Below are 17,923 nucleotides of genomic sequence, written 5' to 3' on the forward strand. Positions count from 1 at the left end.
CACCGCCCCGCCCGCGATGGGAACCGAAAGTAGCCGAACGAGCACTTTCCGCAGTGACATGCTGCCCGGTCCGCGTCAATGCCCCGGCCCCGGCCATACCTTGAGAGCCGCACCGTGGAGAGGACGCCCGCCCCGTGACCGACTTCCCCGACCGCCCCCTGCTCATCGGGACCCGCAGCTCCACCATGGCACTCGCCCAGAGCGAGCACGTGGCTTCCCTGCTGCGCCGCCTCCATCCGCGGCTGCGGACCCGGACCGTGCCCACCACCACTTCGGGCGACACCTGGCCGGGCGACCTGACGACGGCGGGAGGCAAGGGCCTCTTCGTCAAAGCCATCGACCGTCAACTGCAGTCCGGCGAGGTCGACCTGGCCGTCCACTGCCTCAAGGACGTCCCCGGAGACCGGCCCCTGCCGCGCGGGCTCACCTTCGCGGCGATGCTTCCCCGCGCCGACGCGCGCGACGCCCTCGTCGTACCGGAGCGCCCCCGGGCCCCGTCCGTCACCGGCCTCGCTGACCTGCCCCAGGGCTCGGCCGTCGCCACCAGCTCCGTACGCCGCAGGGCACAACTCCTCGCCCTGCGGCCCGATCTGCGAGTGGTGCCGGTCCGCGGCGCGGTCGGCTCCCGGCTGGAGAAGCTGGACGGAGCACGGGACGGCGTCACCGCCGAAGCGATGGTCCTGGCGAGAGCCGGCCTCGAACGGCTCGGCCTGACACACCGCATCCGCTGCGACTTCCCTCTCGCGCACATGCTCCCGGCCGTCGGCGCGGGCGTACTCGCCGTCGAGTGCCGCGAGGACGACGAAGACGTCAAAGGGCTGCTGGCCCTGCTGAACGACCCCCGCACACACGCCGAGATGAGCGCCGAACGGTCGATGCTGCACGGGCTGCGCGGGCACTGCAACTCGCCGGTGGCAGGCCACTGCGTCACCCGGCCCGACGGCCGACTCAGCCTCCACGGCACGGTCTTCACCCCGGACGGCTCCCGGTTCGCCCACTCCCACCTGGACGCCCGTCCCGGCGAGGCCCCCGCGGACCTCGGCACCCGGACCTGCGACGAACTCCTGCGCCAGGGAGCCCGAGCCCTGATCGACGAACAACGCTGACAACGCCGCCGCGTGGCGGACACGGGTGGGAGGGAGCGGAAAGCGCACGACGAGGGGAGCCTGCCGGTCCTCCGGGTGGCAGACTCCTGCCGCTGTCAGAGATCACGCCGGGGTTAGCCGATGACGGTCCCGATCCGTCTCCGCCGGCGTCACGGCCGACGCTTGCTGTCGTAGTGCCGTAGAACACTGAACAAGCGCCATGCGAATACGCCTCCCGCAAGGACGAGGGAGACACAGGTGACGGTCCCCCTGGCAGTTCCGTGGAGGTCGAGAATCAAGATCGGGCCGGCGAAGACAACTCCCGTCACACCGGCGAGGAGCGCCGCCGTCAGGAGGGCATAGCCGATCTCCACTGTCGTCGCGTCCCGCTGTGCTTGATCGCGCGTCGCCATGGTTCCCCCTTGCTCCAAGCCCGCCGCTTGTCGAGTGTGGTCTGCCCGGCACAGCGGGTCGGCGAAAACACTTCGACCGGATGTTCCGTGGGAGGAAGATCGGGTTCCTGAGCTTGCCGCGACTCGACCGCTGCTGGTGGACGAGGTCACCGAACTCGCCGATCCTGCGGCCTGCTCGGGGGTGGCCGCCCGGCGCCTTGCGCTCATCCGTGAACGGATGCCGGCCGGTATGTCAGCCGTGGACGGCAAAAGGCCACCCACTGCTGGAAGTAGGTGGCCTTTTCACTGTGGGGCTAAGAGGACTTGAACCTCTGGCCTCATCCTTATCAGGTCGACTACGTGGGGTCGTGAACCTCGGTCAACCCGCTTCGGAACTCGATGAGCGGTCCGTCGACGTTCGCTGCCGACCGCTGATGTTCGCCCTTGTTGGTGTCGGCCGTTGGTGTCAGTGAAGCGAAGCGCTCTTGACAAGCTGGCACGTGTTCTGAGCTTGGGAATCACCGTGCAGATCGAGCTGGTTGGCTCCTGAGCTGCACAGAGGGGACCCGCCTCATCGTCGAACGGCTCTTCCAATGGCGGCTGTTGTCCGTGGTTTACCGTCTCTTCTGGTGCACATCTGGTGCGGGGTGTCGGGGCCAGCGAACACGAGGATGTCGCCTCAGTGTTCAACGTGAAACCAAGGATCCTGGTTCGTTCAAAGTCATCAGCCCTACCTGTGGCCGGGTGCTCCGGTTCGCCGAGCTCGCCACGGTTCCACGTGATGACACCTTTCCCGCTGGGTATAGCCGCCGGGAACGTCCACGCTAACGGTATCCCAGAAGGGCTCGGACTCACGGAAGTGCCCGCCCCCCGTGTGCCAGTGAACTCCATGGTAGGCGCGTCGTAAGGACTGGAGAGCGGCTGAGGCGAGGCCGCAGCGCGTGTAGCCCTCATAGGAATGAGGCGATTCCACCCAGCCGATTGTGCACAGATCGCAGACCACGTACTCGACCTCGAAAGCCAGGTCAGATCCGAGATACGCAGCTCGGATGCGCCAACCGGTCCGCTCGTAGGCCCCGGTCGGCCTGTCGATCCAGGGTCGCGGCGGGGCCGCGGTCCAGGCGACGCGGTAGAGCTCGGGGTACACGCATCGGCGGAGACGGTCGCGCCACGTCGGCTTGTGGGGCCACTCTCGCATCCAATGCACGTGGTCAGCGAGGTGCGCCACGGCACGGATAGCCGCTTCCTTCTCTGCCACGGGCTCTCCTTCGGTGTGTCTAACTTGCCTTGGGTCATACCCGCGCATGGCGTTGGCCAGGTACCGTCCGTCGCAGTCTTCACGCCTGGTCGCGCATGAAAGATCGCGCCTCGGAGATGCGGCCCTCACGGTGTTTGTACCCCCGGGGCTTGCACTCAGCGAAGCCACCTCGGTTCGGAACTGTGAGCGGCGGTGGCTGGCCCAAGTCGCAATAGATGCCTGGTGCCAGCGCTGCACCCACGGCAATGAGTACCGTTCTAGGAGCTCGATCGAGGCTGAGCTCGGCAGTAGGACTGCGTGGACGCCTTGGCTGAGCGAGATCGCATACGGCCCCTGCCATACGCAGTCGTTGATGTCGGCCTTGGTTGTCAACCATCAACGTTCATCAGCCACGCAGCCCGTTTACTGAACACGCTTGGTGATCTCATCTGCAGCCGTCTGAAGCACGGCCACACGGGTGCCTTGGCTGAATCCAATGCCGAAGTGCGTTCCTGCTCGACCTAGGAGGTCCTGGAGGACCTCGAATACTCGCTCGGTTGCACCCTCCTCCGCGGCGACCGAGGCCAGAGCGTCCCTGAAATCCGGAGCCTTCTCGGCGGCGGCAAGCCAGGCCACGAAGGTCTCAACTTCTCTGCTGGGGCGCTCTTCCCTGGTCGCGACCCAGCGAGCCATCTGCTCTGGGTCTATCCAATCTGGTGATTCCTGATGGCAAGGCCGACAGAGTAGGAGCAGGTTGCTCGCGTCGCCCGGTCCACCGAGACTCCTGGGGATGATGTGAGCTCGTTCGAGGTTGGCGCGTTGCCATGAGGCTTGGGGAGTGGTCTGGCTCCACCGCTCAGAGAACCATCCGCAGGTGAAGCAACACGGCTCGTCAAGCAGCAGGTGCGGTGCGAAATGTGTCCTTCTCGGACTCGTATTCCAATATTCCGCAATTTTCCACTTGCTCGGTACGGACATGGCGCCCCCTTTGGCTGCTGCCAGCAGCATGTCAGCCGCCTGTGACATCGGAGCCTGTGCTTCGGTGACGAACGAAGGGTCACTAGCCTGACCTGCGGGTTGACTGTTGGCCTCTGTCGTCACCTGTCACCGTTGAGCGTTCCCGCACGGCCCACAGACGGCCCAGCGAATCAGTTGCGCCCTGGTGCCGGCGTCACGCCGAGGCTGCTCACTTCTTCTGGCGCTTCCGAGCTTTCGCCTTGCGCTTCTCGATCGTGTACTTCGACCAGTCCCCGCGATGAAGGTGACATCGCGAGGCACCAACCATGGCCAGGTTCTGACACCGTCTGCCTTTGTCGGTCAGCGCTCCGCACCTCGACTGAGCACCCACAGTCCCTCCCGCCTCTGACGTCCGTGACTCGCCCCGTCCAGGCTCTAAGACCACGACATAGTCAGGGAGGCCGCAGGGCCAGGCGCCTGGGAGCATCCAGAGGCACAGACGGCAGGGCGTGGAGGTGGACCTTCTGTTTACAAGCTCTAGATGGATCGGGCGATGACGGTCGTATCGGTTGCGCGGCGACCCTCCGCGGTCGCTGCCGGATGGGGTCGGTTGCTGAGGTTGCTGTACTTCGCTGCGGTACGGTACGGCGCCATTCATCCCGACTCAGAACAGTGCAGGCTCCTCCAGTGGTGCAGGTGTCTGACGGGCATCAAGCTGGCGGATCGTCTCGGTTGCCAGTTCGTCGATCATGGCTGCTGCCGAGTCGTCGAGATCACGCCCCGCTGATGCGAGGTTGGCCAAGAGTGAGCCCCGGACGACCGACCGGATGTCCCCGGCTCCGACATCGACAGCCGCATCTTGGAGACCGATGAGCTCGTCGCGGGCAGTTGCCAAGGCTTCTTCGAGCGAGCGGTTCGGGTTGATCGCCCCGTCCACCACTCGACGGCAAATCACGATGCTGTCGAGGTTCGAGGGCTCCCGAGCACCGGCCTTAACGACGCTCGTCGTCATCTCACCTTTGACGGGCTGGACGGCCGTGACCACGAAGCCTGCATGACGCAACGACTCGATCACCTGAATCCATCCACTCATGCGGGCCTGGTGGAACGTAAACGCTAGGAGACCCCCCGGCTTCAGGACACGTGCACACTCAGCCCACACCGATTCGATCGCCTTGCCGAACTCCGCGGGGTCAGCATTCTGCACCTCGCCAGCAGCACGAGTCGTGGGCATTCCTGAGTACCCCTCGTACGGACGGATGCCCTGGAGCCAGGCGTGGAAGAAGTCTGCTAGCTCAGCGTAGTAAACGTTGTCCATATACGGCGGATCTGTGACCACCAGATCAACCGAGCCGTTGGGCAGGTCGGTGTCAGCGGAGTTCTTTGTGGCGACATAGGCGGCCTGTCCCTCTGCGTTGGCGAACTCAGCCCAGGAGTCGACGATGGTCGCAGCCAGAGGTTGAGACAGGTTGTTGACACGCTCGACGCCAGCCCTGTCGACAACAAGGTCGGCGGGACTCGTCTTGTACTCATGGGCGCGGCGCAGGCGGCTCTTGTACAGAGTCGAGAAAGATCCGGATGACTGTGGAGTCCCCCATGGATGGGCCTCTAGAGGCGTGCGCTCGGGCTTGAGGATGTGATGGCTGAACATGTGTCGAACGGCCCCAGTCCCCTCGCCCTTGAAGGATGTGAAGAGGTTGTTGAACTCCAGAGTGCCTGAGAAGAGCGCTGCGAGGGCTTCCCGTTCGGGTGCGGGAGCAGACAGATCGCGAATCGCCGTAGCGATCAACGATAGCGATACCAACTGGCGCGCATTGAAGAAGTCCCGCCACTGACGGAAGTTCCATTTCAGCGCCTGGTTCGTGTTGTTCCCAGGGGAAAGTTCGCCGGTCGGGAGTACAGCATCTGAGGGAAGATCAGCGAGAAGCTCGACGCACTCCGCATATAGGGCGCGATCCCAGTCGGTGATGCTCTCGTAGACCTTCTCGCCGCCTCGGTTGGCGACCATCTTGGCGTACATCTCGCACTGAGGCACGCTGCCGTTCAGAGCCGAAAGGATCTTGAATACATGCCCGTTACGACAAGTGGCCGTCTGACCCCGCACGGCGCCACGCTGAGCGATCGGATGCCCATTTGGACACTCTTCGGATTCGAAGTTGTACCGACCTTCTTTGACTGCCAGGCACTCCGGGCAAACGATCTGGGCCTTGGGGACGCGCTTTGGGTAGGCGTTCTTTGAGAACACCGGCGAGTCGAAAAGTGGCACCCGGTCTGAACACTGTGGGCAGTTAACTACGGCAACCCAGAAGTAGTACAAGACGGTTCGTCCGTCTTCTGTCCTATGGAGGCGATCCACCCCCTCACGGCACGCTGCCTCGACGGATTCATAGGCTTTCGCCAGGTCGGCCATGCCCCAGGGCTGCATTGCCTGTCGCTCGACGAGGGTCGCAACAGGATTGATGTCGAAGCAGACAGGGCGACCACCTAGCTTGAGTACCTCCACGCCTGTTACTCCAGAACCGGAGAACGGGTCCAGGACGATGGCGCCAGCGAGGTCCAAACGAGATTTGTATGTCCCCGAGGCGTCGCCGTCGGCCGGAGTAACCGCAGACGCAATGATTCCGCGGAATACCGTGCCCAAGCGCTTCGCCCACCACTTGTGCGTGCTGGTGGCCGGGCGATGGACTTCCTTGCGCCAAGATTCCTTGGTGCCGACGGCGCTGAGCATCCCAGAAGGGAAGGCAGACTCAAGGCTGGTGCGTGAGGGGACAGGGCTCAAGAGCGTGGTCCATTCAGTGTGACGGTCTTAGCGTCGCCAGCACCGCGCGATCGGTACGCCCGGAAACGGTGAACCTTACCTGCGTCCGGGTTCGGTTCCTTGTGTGTGATCATCTCGTTGGTCTGCATGTTGAATTCGTACGAGACAAGTACTTCATCCACTTCGACACGGTCAATTTCGCCGACCTGGATAAGGGCGTCGGACCACTGGACTTGGTAGGTGGCCGGGAGGATGAGAGTGGCCAGTCCCGCGGTGCCCGATGCCAGTGCGAACGGGGTCGGCACTACGTACATCTTACGATCCCGAACCAGGATGTCACCGTAGGAGCCGAAGCCGCGGAACGACCTGTTCTTGTGGACGTAATCGGTGTCCGCATTGAGAAAGCTCCCGTGGCAGACGACCAAGTCGACGACGGGGTACTCGCTTACGCCTCGCTCAGCCTTCGGGTAGCGCCCGAAGACGTAGAAGACTTCGCGACCATTGTGATCGCCTGTGGGCACCTGTGAGTTGGAGTCGTAGTCGGCTTCGCGTCCAGGGAATTCGAGCCCTTTGACCTCGTAACCCTCTGGGTAGTTGACCAAGCGGAAGTCCGGATAGGTATTGCGTCCTGGTTCGTCGTAGGCCAGTTGGCATGCCGAAATCCGCTCGCCAACCCAGTTCTGAAAGTGGTACTCCTTGTCGCTGGCAGAAACTCTCCGTATCAGATCGCCATTCGCACGAGCCCGCTCGCACTCCAAGAACACCTGTTCGACTGCACCCACGGTCGCCCTCTGCTCGATCGATTCGTTTGGCTGCGCCGCACCGTTGCGAGTGGGTCGCACCTCCGGGTCTCACCCTATCGACGGAGTACGGCGGATACGGCTCGCCGACGCCCGCAGGCCGATGACCTTGAAAGGCCGGGATCGACCTCCATCCGGGGAAAGCTCGTACTCATGACTTCGGGAGCTAAGACCATCAAGGCTCTGACCTGTTGTTGAGCCGTGAGTAGTTGTCATAGTTGGTCATCTCTTGCGCCCTTCCACGGCCCGCAGACGGCCCCGCACGTGACCGCTCAACTCAACCCACTACCCAACCCCCGCACCCATCCCGTCTGCCGTCGACCCACACGCCATGGAGCGGGCGGGGGCCCTGGCGTCCAGGTGGAGCGCGCCACTGTACGAACGACCTGGACGCCAGGGCCCGCGTCTGCTCGGCTCTGCCTGGGTCGATGGCAGACGGGATGGGAAGCCCTCACGTACACCACCGCCGTCCGGCACCCGCGAACGGTGCCCCGTCCATCCCGGAATCTGAGCGCCCCCGCCGGAGGCATCCATCTCTGAGGTCTGATGGCTGATCGCTTTGCGCGCGGGCCGGCGGTCGGGCCGGAGCGGGGCGGAGACATGAGCGTCGGCCCGGCGGCGAGCCGGGCCGCGCGGCGAGCGGAGCGAGCCCTTGATGAAGTAGGGAAAGTCTTATCGCATTGATGACCAGGGGTTTTGTCCGCTGTGGGTAGGCGCTTACAGGTCGGCTTCACCTGATGTTTGACGGCTGAGCCCGTTGAGTTGGGCCGTCGGGTGCTGCTCGGCGCATGCCGAGAGGTTGGCTCCCTGACGGTTCGCCAGGGGCAGGAATGTGACTGGTCGGGCAGTCCAAGTGATCTCGGTGGTCCGGTGCTTGAGCGTGAGTCCCTGGGGCTTCCCGCCACGCAGCGCCTGAACGGCCTGCGGCTGCTCGTGTGTGGCCCAGCGCCGGGCTTGCCGGTACGGCTCCTCGTCAAGTGACGTGGCGATCATCATGAGGCTGATGCGGACCCAACGCAGGGCCTGTGCCGCATCGGTGGCGTCGAACGAGCCGAGCTTGCCGCCGTTGACGAGGCATTCGCACCAGTAGCCGCGCGTCAGTGGACTGGTGGCTGTGGCCGTGTGGAGTTCGGCGGTGACGGTGTGGCCGTACTCGTCGTTGCCGTGGACGTGGAGGTCCTGGGTGAGAGCCGAGACCAGGGCGAGGCCGCGGCCGTGGGTGTCGTCCTCGTCGGGGTGCTCGACGTGAGGGGTGGTGCGTGTGCCGCCGGCGTCGGTGACGGAGATCCATACTGTCTCCGGCGTGTGCGTGATCGTGAGGTAGAAGGCTTCGCCCTGGTTGCCGCTGGCGCTGTGGAGGAGGGCGTTGGTGCCCAGCTCGGTGACGATCAAGGCGGCGTCGTCGGCGTGAGGGCCCTCGCTGAGGATGTCGCGTGTCCATCGGCGGGCGTGGCCGACCTGTTCCATGTGACCGGGAAAGGTGCGGCAGTAGGTGGGCATGGTCTTCCTCCATGGCACTGACCAGCGGCTTTCCGATCCTGTTGTCCCAAGTGGCTTACCAGGGACCTCGGAGAGCCGTACAATAAGTACTAGCACCGTACTCGGTGTGTGAGTACTTTGAATGCGAGACCGTACTTTTGGTGCGGGTCATCCATGGACAGGTGTTCACACGTGGGAGGGGGTGCCCGAGACGATCAGGAAGGAGATCACTGCATGTTCGGATTGATGGTCCGCTTCACCTGCAAGGACGAGGAAGCGGCAGCCGGATTCGACGAGCTGGTCTCGCGAACCGGCGAACAGATCAAGGCGAACGAGCCAGGAACGCTGATCTACACCGTGCACCGGGTGGAGGGGCGTCCCCTGGAGCGGATCTTCTACGAGCTGTACGCGGACAGGGACGCCTTCGACGTGCACGAGTCACAGGGCTACGTCGTGGAGTTCCTGGCCGCCCGTGAGCAGTACCTGTCCGCGACGGAAGTCGACCGACTGGACTTCATGTCCGGCAAGGGCGTGGAAAGTTGAGCCCCGACTACGAGAAGACGCTGGGCCGGAAGATCGCGTTCAACCGCAAGCGGCGCGGACTCTCTCAGAAGGAGTTCGCCGCGCTCCTGGACCGCTCCGAGGCGTGGGTCTCCCAGGTGGAGCGGGGTGTTCGCCGCATCGACCGCATGACGGTCCTGGAGAAGGTCGCCGAGGTTCTGGACCTTCCCGTCGCCGAGCTGGCGGCCGAGGCACCCGTTGTCGCCTCGACGGTTGCTGAGCCGCCTGGGGCCAGTCGACTGCGGCTGGCGCTGAGCGCGGCCCACTCACTGAAGGCGATCCTCGGCAAGCACGAGCCACCGGACGTGTCGGCGCTCCGCGATGACGTGGAACGGGCTTGGGCGCTGACGCATGAAGGCAACTACGCCGATCTGGCTGAGCTGTTGGAAGACCTCGTGCCCCGGGCCGAAGCCGCGGCTCGATCCGCACCCGAGGCGGAACGTCCTGAGCTGTTCCGTCTGCTGGCGACCGTCTACCACACGTGCAGTGCGGCGCTGGCGAACATGGGGGAGCCCGAGGCTGCGTGGATCGCCGTGGACCGCTCCGTCGTGGCCGCTGAGCGGGCGGATGACCCCTTGCTGATGGCGGCCGGTGAGTTCCGGCTGTCGATCGTCTTCCTCGGGGCCCGGCACTACGACCAGGCCGCGCAGGCGTCCGGCAGTGCCGCCGATGCCATGGAGTCGCTGGCGGCAACCGGAGATGTCGAAGCGATCGCGCTGCGGGGTGCGCTCACCCTGCAAAGGGCTGTGGCAGCCGGCAAGGCCAACCAGGCGGACGACGCGTACGAGTTCATCCGGGCGGCACGCGGGATGGCCGACACGGTCGGGCCCGGACGCAACGACTACAACACCGAGTTCGGGCCTGCGAACGTCGACCTGTACGAAGTCGCCGTTGCCGTGGAGTTGGGGGACGCCGGGGTCGCGCTTCGTGCCGCTGACCGTGTGGACGCGTCCGGGCTCTCGTCCGAGCGGCAGACGCGGTTCCATCTCGATGTCGCCAGGGCTCACGCGCAGCGGCGGCAGGTCGCGGAGTCGGTCGCGTCGATCCGGGCAGCACAGCGTCTGTCGCCCGAGATCGTGGGGGCCATGCCTGCCGTCAAGCAGCTCGTCGCGGACCTCGCGACGATGAGTCAGCCGCCGTCTGACGAGCTTCGGTCGCTGGTCACGGAGCTAGGCGTACCTGGAGTACGGACTGGTACTTGAAGTACTAGACAATACTTAGAGTACGGGTTACTGTGGTGACTGTTCGCAACGCCCTTCGTTGCCAACGGAGTTGCTGAGCGGACAGGCGAACGCGCTGGACAGGTAGGCAGACCTGCACCGACGCGTGAGCAACAAGGCCACAGACATAGATGTGGCCTGAGCGGGAGGCAGCCCACTCAGGCCGGGTGCGTTGTTGGAGTCAACGCTCAGGCAGCGTATCGCGCCCAGTCCGTATGCGGTCAACCTCCCGTTGCGTAGTCATTTGTCAGCTTTGCGTGCCTTCGTGGTGCGCTGCGCAAGGGAGTTGCTTCACTGTGCCGTCCTTCAAGATCGACACAAACACCGCCGTCGTCTTCGTCGCCGTACCGCCCGCCAAGAAGCTGGTGAACAGGCAGACCGGCGAGATCGCCGTGGACCGGGAGACCGGTGCCCAGATGATGACCGTCGGCCTGATGGTCACCGACGAGGGAGAAGCGGAGGTCTACAACGTCTCGGTGCCCGAGACCGGCATCCCCGAGGGGCTGACCCCTGGAACGCCCGTGGCGGTGACCAACCTCCGGGCCCGTACCTGGGAGAACGAGTTCAACGGCCAGAAGCGGCACGGGATCGCCTTCCGCGCCGTGGCCGTCACCTCCCTCGCCGAGGCCGGACAGAACCAGGCGGCCTGAACATGACGGCCACACTGATCACTTCGCTGATCGCCGGTGGGCTGGCGCTGCTGCTCCGGTGGCGCCGCCCCGCCTGGTACTGGCTCGGCGTAGGAGTCTTCGTCGCCGGCTTCCGGGTCCTCGTCCGCTACGGCTCGGTGATGGACGCTTGCGGGCTCACCGTTCCTCCGTCCCGCATGCGGCTGGCGCTGGCTCGGGCGACCCGGACCGAGGCGCCGTCGTCCCGCATACCGCACATCTTGCGGATACGGCCGACGCGCACCGGCCTGGTGCTGCGGGTCAAACTCCGGCCCGGACAGGACGCATACGACTTCATCGCCTCGACCGACCGGCTGCGGCACTCCTTCTCGATGCAGGGAGTCTCCTGCCGGGAGGTCAAGGCCGGCGTGGTCGAACTGCGGATGACCGGCTACGACGTGCTCAAGCGGGTGCAGATGCCCGCCCGTACGGATGCCGGCCTGCTGCGGGTTCCGGTGTCGCTGTGTGAGGACGGCAGCGTCCGCTACCGCGACTACCGTCAGGTGCCGCACGCGCTGAACATCGGCGCGACGCAGTCGGGCAAGTCCGTCTACCAGCGCCGCCTCGTCACCGCGCTCGCTCCTCAGCCGGTCGCTCTCGCAGGGATCGACTGCAAGAACGGGGTGGAACTCGGGCCGCTGGCACGGCGGTTCTCCGCCCTGGCGGACAACCCGGATGATGCCCTGGGACTGCTTGATGCCCTGGTCGAGCGTATGGACGCCACGTACGAGGTGATTCGGCGTGAGCAGCGCATCAGCTCGGACGTGCCGGATGCGGAGATCACCGCTGATATCTGGGGACTCCCGGATCACCTGCGGCCGACCCCGGTGGTGCTGCTGGTCGACGAGGTCGCCGAACTCGCCCTGTACGCCACCAAGGCGGAAGAGAAGCGCCGGGATGCCATCGTGACCGCTCTCGTCCGGCTGGTGCAGTTGGGCCGGGCCGCCGGCATCTACGTGGAGGTCTGCGGTCAGCGCTTCGGCTCCGAGCTGGGCAAGGGCATCACCCTGCTCCGTGCCCAGCTCACGGGCCGGGTCGCGCACCGGGTCAATGACGAAGCGTCCGCGAACATGGCCTTCGCCGATATCTCACCGGACGCCGTGCTGGCCACCGTGCAGATCCCAACCGAGCGGCCGGGCACGGCCGTTGTCGGGGACTCGTCCGGCGGCTGGGTCCTCACCCGCACTCCGTACACGTCGCTGCGGCACGCCGTGAACACCTGCAACGCGGAAGCCGAACGCACCCCGGACCTGCCCGAACTGGCCGCTTACCGTCCGGTCACCGACCTGACACTGATCAAGGCTGACGCGCCGGGCTCTGAGCCGGTTCACAAGGCAGCCTGACTCCCTCTCCACATCGGTCGGCGTGACGACACCGCGCCACTTCCCTACCCCTTCCATGCCCGAAACAGGAGGTGAATCGATCATGACCCGGCTGCCGCGCGTGGACGCCGTACTGATCCAGGCTGTGATCGCAGGCGCCCTGTCCTTCGCACACCTGCATGACATCGCGCGTGCAGCCGGACAGGACGGATGGAAAGCCTGGGCCTACCCCGTCAGCGTGGACCTGCTCCTCGTCGCCGCCTGGCGCCGTATCCGCGCACTCCAGGAGACCGGAGATTCGGCACGGCTGCCCTGGTGCTGGTTCGTCATCGCACTGGCGGCCTCGCTCGGCGCCAACATCGCCACCGCGGGACTCCTCGACCTGGAGGCGGTGCCCGCCTGGCTGCGCATCCTCGTCGCCGGGTGGCCGGCACTTGCCTTCTTCGGCGGGACGCTGCTGGCGCACTCCCCAACCGGGGAGCCCCGAGCAGAGGAGGCCCCTGAGACTGCCCCGGCTCCCGGCGAGGCGGACGCACCGGAAGCGGTGACGACGGTGGAGCGAGACGTTCCCGAGCTGCCGGAATCCGCCCCTGAATCGAGCGGGCCGGCCCCTGCGACGTCGGCTCCGCTTCCGTCCGTCCCTCCCGCACTGGTCGACCACGCGCGCAAGGTCGCCGACGCCCACCACGCCCGTACCGGCACGCCCATCGACGCAGACGCGCTCCGTGCCCAGCTCGGCGTCCCCGCACCGATGGCCGACGCAATCGCCGCTCACCTGACCTGAGAGGAGAACGACCCATGCCCGCCCGCGACTTCTTCCACTCCGTCCAACGCATCGGCCCGGTCCAGATCGGCACCCACCGCGACCGCCGCACCGGCCAGAACCGGCACGCGGCCGTATGCACCGCCGAACGCTGCGGCTGGTCCGCCGACTACGGCACCCGATCCGCCGCACAACTCGCCGCCCGCACGCACCGCTGCCGCGTCCGCTGAAAGGAGATCACGCCATGACCGTCGAACTGCCGCTCGTCCTGGTGCTCGCCCTCGTCGGCTACTTCGGCATACGCCTCTTCAGGCCGCCCATCTGGCTCGTCGTCGCCCTGCTCCTGGGCGGCTTCCTGCTGGCAGACACCTTCCTCGCCCCCGCCATCGACTCCGGCACCCGCACAGGGACCGAAGTCGTCGACGGCAACAACGACTGATCGAAAGGAGAACCGTCGTGCTCCGTCCCAAGTACCCGCGAACACCTGTGCCGACAGGCGTCCTGACTCCGACCGCCCTCGTTCCGACCGCTGTCCACCGAAGCTCTGAGCCTGCTTCGGCTGTGCCCGCGCCGCCGGCCCCTGACCGTCGCACCGTGCAGCGCACGCCCGGCGGACTGGCTGCGGCCGTCGGCGGAGGCGCCGCTGTCGCGCTCGTCGTCGGCGCGGTCCTCGTCTCGCTGCTCCTGGCCGTCGCCGTCACCGCGGCTTCCGTGGCCGTGTGCGCCGTGGTGCTCCGCTCGCTTCTGGACTCACAGCACAAGCGCTACTGACCAGCCCTCGGGGCGGCGCCGATACCGCCAAGCATCTGCCGCCCCGAGAGCCGTACCCCTTCCCGACCGAGATCGAAAAGGAGACGTCCATCATGACTCACCGGGCCAATGCACCGGGTCGGCTCTGCCGCTGCTGCTACGGCTTCGCCCGCGTCGCCGTCACCACCGGCGCCCGACTCCGGGACGGCAGCCGCGCCATCCTCCGCGTTGCCTGCCCTGCCTGCCGAGGCACCGGCAAGACCGCGCTGCGGCGAACCGTCCCCGCTGCTGCTGGGGGACGCGCATGACCCAGCCCGCAACCGTCGCGGGCCTGGACCCGATCACCCTTGGCGACGCGCTGAGGGTGGCCGGGTCCGCCGACTTCGCCCGCTGGGAAGACCAGATCCGCCGTACCGGCGGCTGCTCCAACCCCGTCCACCTCACCGGCTGGACCCTGACGAAGGACCGCACGACCGGCGAGACGCTGCACCACTACACCACCGAGCGGGAGCCGGGCGGCCGACTCCGCGTCGCCTGCGGCAACCGCCGCGCCTCCCGCTGCCCCTCTTGCGCCCGTACGTACGCGGGAGACACCTACCACCTCATCCGCGCCGGACTCGCCGGAGACGACCGACGCGACATCCCCGCCACCGTGCGCGAACACCCCCGCGTCTTCGCCACCCTCACCGCACCGAGCTTCGGCCCAGTGCACAACCGACCCGACTCCGGCCGCTGCCGATGCGGTGCTCGCCACGGCGACGATGACCCGTCTCTGGGCACTCCGCTCGATCCCGACTCGTACGACTACGCCGGGGCCGTGCTCTTCAACAACTACGCCGGGCAGCTCTGGCAGCGCTTCACCGTTCGCCTGCGCCGCGAGATCGCCGCCCGCGCCGGACTCACGCAACGCGAACTGCGCGAGGTCTGCCGCATCTCCTACGGCAAGGTCGCCGAGTTCCAGCGTCGCGGCGCCATCCACTTCCATGCTGTCGTGCGCCTCGACGGCGCCGATGGCCCGGAGGACTCCCCGCCGTCCTGGGCACGGGTCGGGCTACTGGAAGACGCCATCCGCAAAGCAGCCGAGCACGCCTACACCACGGTCACGGTCCCGGCCGCCGATGACCAGCCGGCCCGCACCCTGCGCTGGGGCGCCCAGCTCGACGTCCGGCCCGTGCGGGCCTTCGACGACGGCTCCGAGCTGACCGAACAGGCCGTCGCCTCCTACGTCGCCAAGTACGCCACCAAGGCAGCCGAGAACACCGGAACCCTGGACCGCCGCATCGGCGAACTCGCCGAACTCGACCGCCACGAGGTCCCAGACCACACACGACGGCTCATCCGGGCCTGCCGCGACCTCGACCGCGTCTATCCCGACCGACGGCTGTGGGCCTGGGCCCACATGCTCGGCTTCCGCGGCCACTTCTCCAGCAAGTCCCGCCGCTACTCCGTCACCCTCGGCTCGCTCCGTCAGACACGAGCCGACTTCCGAGCCGCCGAACAGTCCGCCGCCCTCGGCCTGGACGACATCGAGCCGGACACCGTGCTCGTCCTCACCGACTGGCAGTTCGCCGGCCTCGGCCACAGCCCCGGCGAATCCGTACTCGCCGCAACCATCGCCCGCGACCTCCAACTCAACCGCGAGACCGCGCGCGAGGCCCTGCAAGACCTACGCACACAGGAAGGAGCCGCCGCATGACCACCGCCACATCTGAACTGCTCACCGTGCCGGAGGTCATGGCACGGCTGAAGGTCGGCCGGACCAAGGTCTACGACCTGATCCGCACACACCGGCTCGTCTCGATCAAGGTCGACGGATGCCGCCGTATCCCTGCTGACTCCCTCGGTGCCTTCATCCGCAGCCGAATCGAGAGGGGTGCCTGATGGCAAAGAGGCGGCCCAACGGCGGGGGCTCGATTTCACGGCGGCAGGACGGCCGTTACCAGGGACGCGCGTACGTCACCGACACGGACGGCAACCGGATCCGCAAGTACGTCTACGGCGCCACCTGGGACGAAGCCAACGAGAAGCTCGGCAAGCTCCAGGACCAGGAGCGCAACGGCATCCCGGTGCCTTCCCGTGCCTGGTCGCTCGGGGAGTGGCTCGACTACTGGATCGACCAAATCGTGAAGCCGAACCGGGACGACAACACCTACGCCAAGTACGAGTCCAAGGTGCGGCTCTACCTTCGTCCACACCTGGGGAAAAAGCCGCTCGCTCGCCTGTCCGCCGCGCAGGTTCGGGCCTTCATGGCGGCGCTCACGCGAGAGGAAGTACCCGCTCCGACACGGTTCGAGGTACTTCGTACCCTGCGGAACGCGCTGAACAGGGCGATCAAGGAAGAGATCCTTACGCGGAACGTCGCGCTGCTGGTGGACATGCCCAAGATCAGCAAGGACAAGGGCTCGGCATGGAGTGCGCCCGAGGCAATCACGTTCCTCCGCGCCGTCCGCGCTCACCGCTTCTATGCGGCGTGCGTCCTGGTGCTCGTCCTCGGTCTCCGCCGGAGCGAACTGCTCGGCCTGCGCTGGCAAGACATCGACTTCGAGAACCGCCAGTTCACGCCGGTCATGCAGGTGCACCGGAGGAAGGGCGTCGGCCTGGTCCTCAAGGACCTCAAGACGGAGTCCTCGCAAGCCGCCCTGCCGCTGCCGGAGTTCTGTGCTCGTGCCCTGGAAGAACGGCGCGAGCTGCAAGAGCTGGAACGCAAGATCGCCGGTGATCACTGGTCCCAACCGCCGGACCACGACGTGATCTTCTCGTCGGAGCACGGAGGGCTGACCGATCCGGTCGGCTTCTCCCGCACCTTCGACCGCTTGGTGAAGCGGGCCGGCGTCCGGCGCATCACGGTCCGGCTCGCCCGGCACACGTGCGGCTCCCTGCTCGCCTTCTTGAAGGTGCACCCCAAGGTCGCTCAGGCGATCCTGCGGCACAGCCAGATCAGCATGACCATGGACATCTACACGCACGTGGTCGGTGACGGCGAGCGGGAAGCCGTCTCGATGCTCGCCGAGCTGCTGGAAGATCCACTCATCGGCTGACCGGCGCCGTTGGTGTCAGTCGTGGGTGTCAAAAAGCCCCCGTTGGATTCCAACGGGGGCCTTCGCGCTGGTGGGGCTAGGAGGACTTGAACCTCCGGCCTCATCCTTATCAGGGATGCGCTCTAACCATCTGAGCTATAGCCCCGTGCCGCACCGAAAGATTAGCGCACTTCCATGCGTGTCCCAAATCGGTTCCGGCGGCCTCACCCGGGCGTTACTCGTCCTCGGCCAGCGTGACCTCGACGCCGCCGACGAAGCCCGCGGAGAGGTTGTAGATGAAGGCGCCGAGCGTCGCCAGCGCCGTCGCCAGCACCACGTCGATCACCGCGATGACGGACGTGAACAGCAGCACCCTGGGCAGCGACAGGAACGCCTCCAGGTCGAAGCCGCCGGACTCGCCCGACTGCGTCGCCTGGCTGACGGTGCCGCTGATGGCGGAGAAGACGCCCATCGCGTTCATGACCATCCACAGCACCGCCACGGCCACGACCGTGCACACACCCAGCGCTATCGACAGCAGGAAGCTGACCTTCATCACCGACCACGGGTCTGCCTTGGCCACCCGCAGCCGCGCCTTGCGCGTGCGCGGGACCGTACGGGCACCGGTGCGCGGCCGCCGCACGGCGTCGGCGGCCCCGGCGTCCGTGCCCCAGTCGGAGCTGGCGGTCCCGCTGCCGGCCACACCCGCCGTACCGGCAGACCCGGAAGCGGCACCGCCGGCACCCGCGGCAGTCGCGGGCCCACCCGAACCCGGTGCTCCACCGCCGGCGTTCCCTTGCATGGAACGGTTCACCGGCGGCGGGCTCACCGGCGGAGCCGGATACGCCTGCGGCGGACGGTGCGGCTGAGGCTGGGGCATGGGCTGGGGTTGCGGCTGTGCCTGCCCGTGCTGC

18 protein-coding genes and 1 tRNA gene are annotated in these 17,923 nt (G+C 66.5%); 12 read left to right on the forward strand and 7 right to left on the reverse strand.

The window, feature by feature from the left end:
* Positions 1–134 precede the first annotated feature (134 nt).
* Complete coding sequence (hemC, locus tag H343_RS0106355; RefSeq protein WP_486586804.1) at positions 135–1,106, forward strand: hydroxymethylbilane synthase; 972 nt, start codon at positions 135–137, stop codon at positions 1,104–1,106.
* Between the two features lie 149 nt (positions 1,107–1,255).
* On the opposite strand, the gene H343_RS29165 is transcribed toward hemC, so the two are convergent.
* From H343_RS29165 to H343_RS35815, 5 genes are all read right to left on the reverse strand, one after another.
* Entirely contained in the window at positions 1,256–1,498 is a 243-nt protein-coding gene (locus H343_RS29165; protein WP_037902681.1) for a DUF6332 family protein, read from the reverse strand.
* A gap of 1,639 nt (positions 1,499–3,137) precedes the next feature.
* Entirely contained in the window at positions 3,138–3,740 is a 603-nt protein-coding gene (locus H343_RS33935) for an HNH endonuclease (RefSeq protein WP_078505084.1), read from the reverse strand.
* A 595-nt stretch (positions 3,741–4,335) separates the two neighbouring features.
* Complete coding sequence (locus H343_RS29170) at positions 4,336–6,174, reverse strand: DNA methyltransferase (RefSeq protein WP_486586805.1); 1,839 nt, start codon at positions 6,172–6,174, stop codon at positions 4,336–4,338.
* Positions 6,175–6,446: 272 nt separating this feature from the next.
* Positions 6,447–7,211 carry a hypothetical protein gene (locus tag H343_RS35495; protein ID WP_028430463.1) on the reverse strand — a complete coding sequence of 255 codons (765 nt, stop codon included), beginning with the start codon at positions 7,209–7,211 and terminating at the stop codon, positions 6,447–6,449.
* A gap of 735 nt (positions 7,212–7,946) precedes the next feature.
* On the reverse strand, positions 7,947–8,729 hold the full coding sequence (locus H343_RS35815; protein ID WP_078505086.1) for an ATP-binding protein: 783 nt from the start codon (positions 8,727–8,729) through the stop codon (positions 7,947–7,949).
* A 213-nt stretch (positions 8,730–8,942) separates the two neighbouring features.
* On the opposite strand from H343_RS35815, the gene H343_RS0106385 reads away from it, so the two are divergent.
* The 11 genes from H343_RS0106385 to H343_RS0106435 all read left to right on the forward strand — a co-directional run bounded on the left by H343_RS0106385 (position 8,943) and on the right by H343_RS0106435 (position 17,030).
* Complete coding sequence (locus H343_RS0106385) at positions 8,943–9,251, forward strand: antibiotic biosynthesis monooxygenase (RefSeq protein WP_028430464.1); 309 nt, start codon at positions 8,943–8,945, stop codon at positions 9,249–9,251.
* On the forward strand, positions 9,248–10,471 hold the full coding sequence (locus H343_RS0106390) for a helix-turn-helix domain-containing protein (RefSeq protein WP_028430465.1): 1,224 nt from the start codon (positions 9,248–9,250) through the stop codon (positions 10,469–10,471). The genes H343_RS0106385 and H343_RS0106390 overlap by 4 nt, the downstream gene beginning before the upstream one ends.
* Positions 10,472–10,785: 314 nt before the next feature.
* The gene (locus H343_RS0106395; RefSeq protein ID WP_028430752.1) at positions 10,786–11,139 is read left to right on the forward strand and encodes an SCO3933 family regulatory protein; all 354 of its coding nucleotides are present in this window, start codon (positions 10,786–10,788) and stop codon (positions 11,137–11,139) included.
* 2 nt (positions 11,140–11,141) lie between these two features.
* Complete coding sequence (locus H343_RS0106400) at positions 11,142–12,500, forward strand: FtsK/SpoIIIE domain-containing protein (RefSeq protein WP_037902685.1); 1,359 nt, start codon at positions 11,142–11,144, stop codon at positions 12,498–12,500.
* A gap of 82 nt (positions 12,501–12,582) precedes the next feature.
* Positions 12,583–13,263: a DUF2637 domain-containing protein gene (locus tag H343_RS0106405; protein ID WP_028430467.1), complete on the forward strand. Its 681-nt coding sequence runs from the start codon at positions 12,583–12,585 to the stop codon at positions 13,261–13,263.
* Between the two features lie 14 nt (positions 13,264–13,277).
* A complete protein-coding gene (locus H343_RS0106410) occupies positions 13,278–13,472 on the forward strand; it encodes a mobile element transfer protein (protein WP_028430468.1) in 195 nt (64 codons plus the stop codon).
* A gap of 14 nt (positions 13,473–13,486) precedes the next feature.
* Positions 13,487–13,681 (forward strand): hypothetical protein, encoded by a 195-nt coding sequence (locus tag H343_RS0106415; protein ID WP_028430469.1) that lies wholly within the window; start codon positions 13,487–13,489, stop codon positions 13,679–13,681.
* Between the two features lie 17 nt (positions 13,682–13,698).
* Entirely contained in the window at positions 13,699–14,013 is a 315-nt protein-coding gene (locus tag H343_RS0106420; protein ID WP_028430470.1) for a hypothetical protein, read from the forward strand.
* A 283-nt stretch (positions 14,014–14,296) separates the two neighbouring features.
* Positions 14,297–15,688 (forward strand): replication initiator protein RepSA, encoded by a 1,392-nt coding sequence (gene repSA, locus H343_RS0106425; protein ID WP_028430471.1) that lies wholly within the window; start codon positions 14,297–14,299, stop codon positions 15,686–15,688.
* Positions 15,685–15,873 carry a helix-turn-helix domain-containing protein gene (locus H343_RS0106430; RefSeq protein ID WP_028430472.1) on the forward strand — a complete coding sequence of 63 codons (189 nt, stop codon included), beginning with the start codon at positions 15,685–15,687 and terminating at the stop codon, positions 15,871–15,873. The genes repSA and H343_RS0106430 overlap by 4 nt, the downstream gene beginning before the upstream one ends.
* A complete protein-coding gene (locus H343_RS0106435; RefSeq protein WP_028430473.1) occupies positions 15,873–17,030 on the forward strand; it encodes a tyrosine-type recombinase/integrase in 1,158 nt (385 codons plus the stop codon). Before H343_RS0106430 ends, H343_RS0106435 begins: the two co-directional genes overlap by 1 nt.
* A gap of 68 nt (positions 17,031–17,098) precedes the next feature.
* On the opposite strand, the gene H343_RS0106440 is transcribed toward H343_RS0106435, so the two are convergent.
* A tRNA-Ile gene (locus H343_RS0106440) sits at positions 17,099–17,175 on the reverse strand.
* A gap of 69 nt (positions 17,176–17,244) precedes the next feature.
* A complete protein-coding gene (locus H343_RS33955; protein ID WP_028430474.1) occupies positions 17,245–17,889 on the reverse strand; it encodes a DUF3566 domain-containing protein in 645 nt (214 codons plus the stop codon).
* Positions 17,890–17,923: the final 34 nt, after the last annotated feature.

The sequence above is a fragment of the Streptomyces sp. TAA204 genome, from assembly GCF_000424965.1.

Coding starts and splice junctions, on each gene's coding strand:
- H343_RS29165 (WP_037902681.1), bottom strand. CDS start 1,498: ATGGCGACGCGCGATCAAGCACAGCGGGACGCGACGACAGTGGAGATC.
- H343_RS33935 (WP_078505084.1), bottom strand. CDS start 3,740: ATGTCACAGGCGGCTGACATGCTGCTGGCAGCAGCCAAAGGGGGCGCC.
- H343_RS35815 (WP_078505086.1), bottom strand. CDS start 8,729: ATGCCCACCTACTGCCGCACCTTTCCCGGTCACATGGAACAGGTCGGC.
- H343_RS0106385 (WP_028430464.1), top strand. CDS start 8,943: ATGTTCGGATTGATGGTCCGCTTCACCTGCAAGGACGAGGAAGCGGCA.
- H343_RS0106400 (WP_037902685.1), top strand. CDS start 11,142: ATGACGGCCACACTGATCACTTCGCTGATCGCCGGTGGGCTGGCGCTG.
- H343_RS0106405 (WP_028430467.1), top strand. CDS start 12,583: ATGACCCGGCTGCCGCGCGTGGACGCCGTACTGATCCAGGCTGTGATC.
- H343_RS0106410 (WP_028430468.1), top strand. CDS start 13,278: ATGCCCGCCCGCGACTTCTTCCACTCCGTCCAACGCATCGGCCCGGTC.
- H343_RS0106415 (WP_028430469.1), top strand. CDS start 13,487: ATGACCGTCGAACTGCCGCTCGTCCTGGTGCTCGCCCTCGTCGGCTAC.
- repSA (WP_028430471.1), top strand. CDS start 14,297: ATGACCCAGCCCGCAACCGTCGCGGGCCTGGACCCGATCACCCTTGGC.
- H343_RS0106430 (WP_028430472.1), top strand. CDS start 15,685: ATGACCACCGCCACATCTGAACTGCTCACCGTGCCGGAGGTCATGGCA.
- H343_RS0106435 (WP_028430473.1), top strand. CDS start 15,873: ATGGCAAAGAGGCGGCCCAACGGCGGGGGCTCGATTTCACGGCGGCAG.
- H343_RS33955 (WP_028430474.1), bottom strand. CDS start 17,889: ATGCCCCAGCCTCAGCCGCACCGTCCGCCGCAGGCGTATCCGGCTCCG.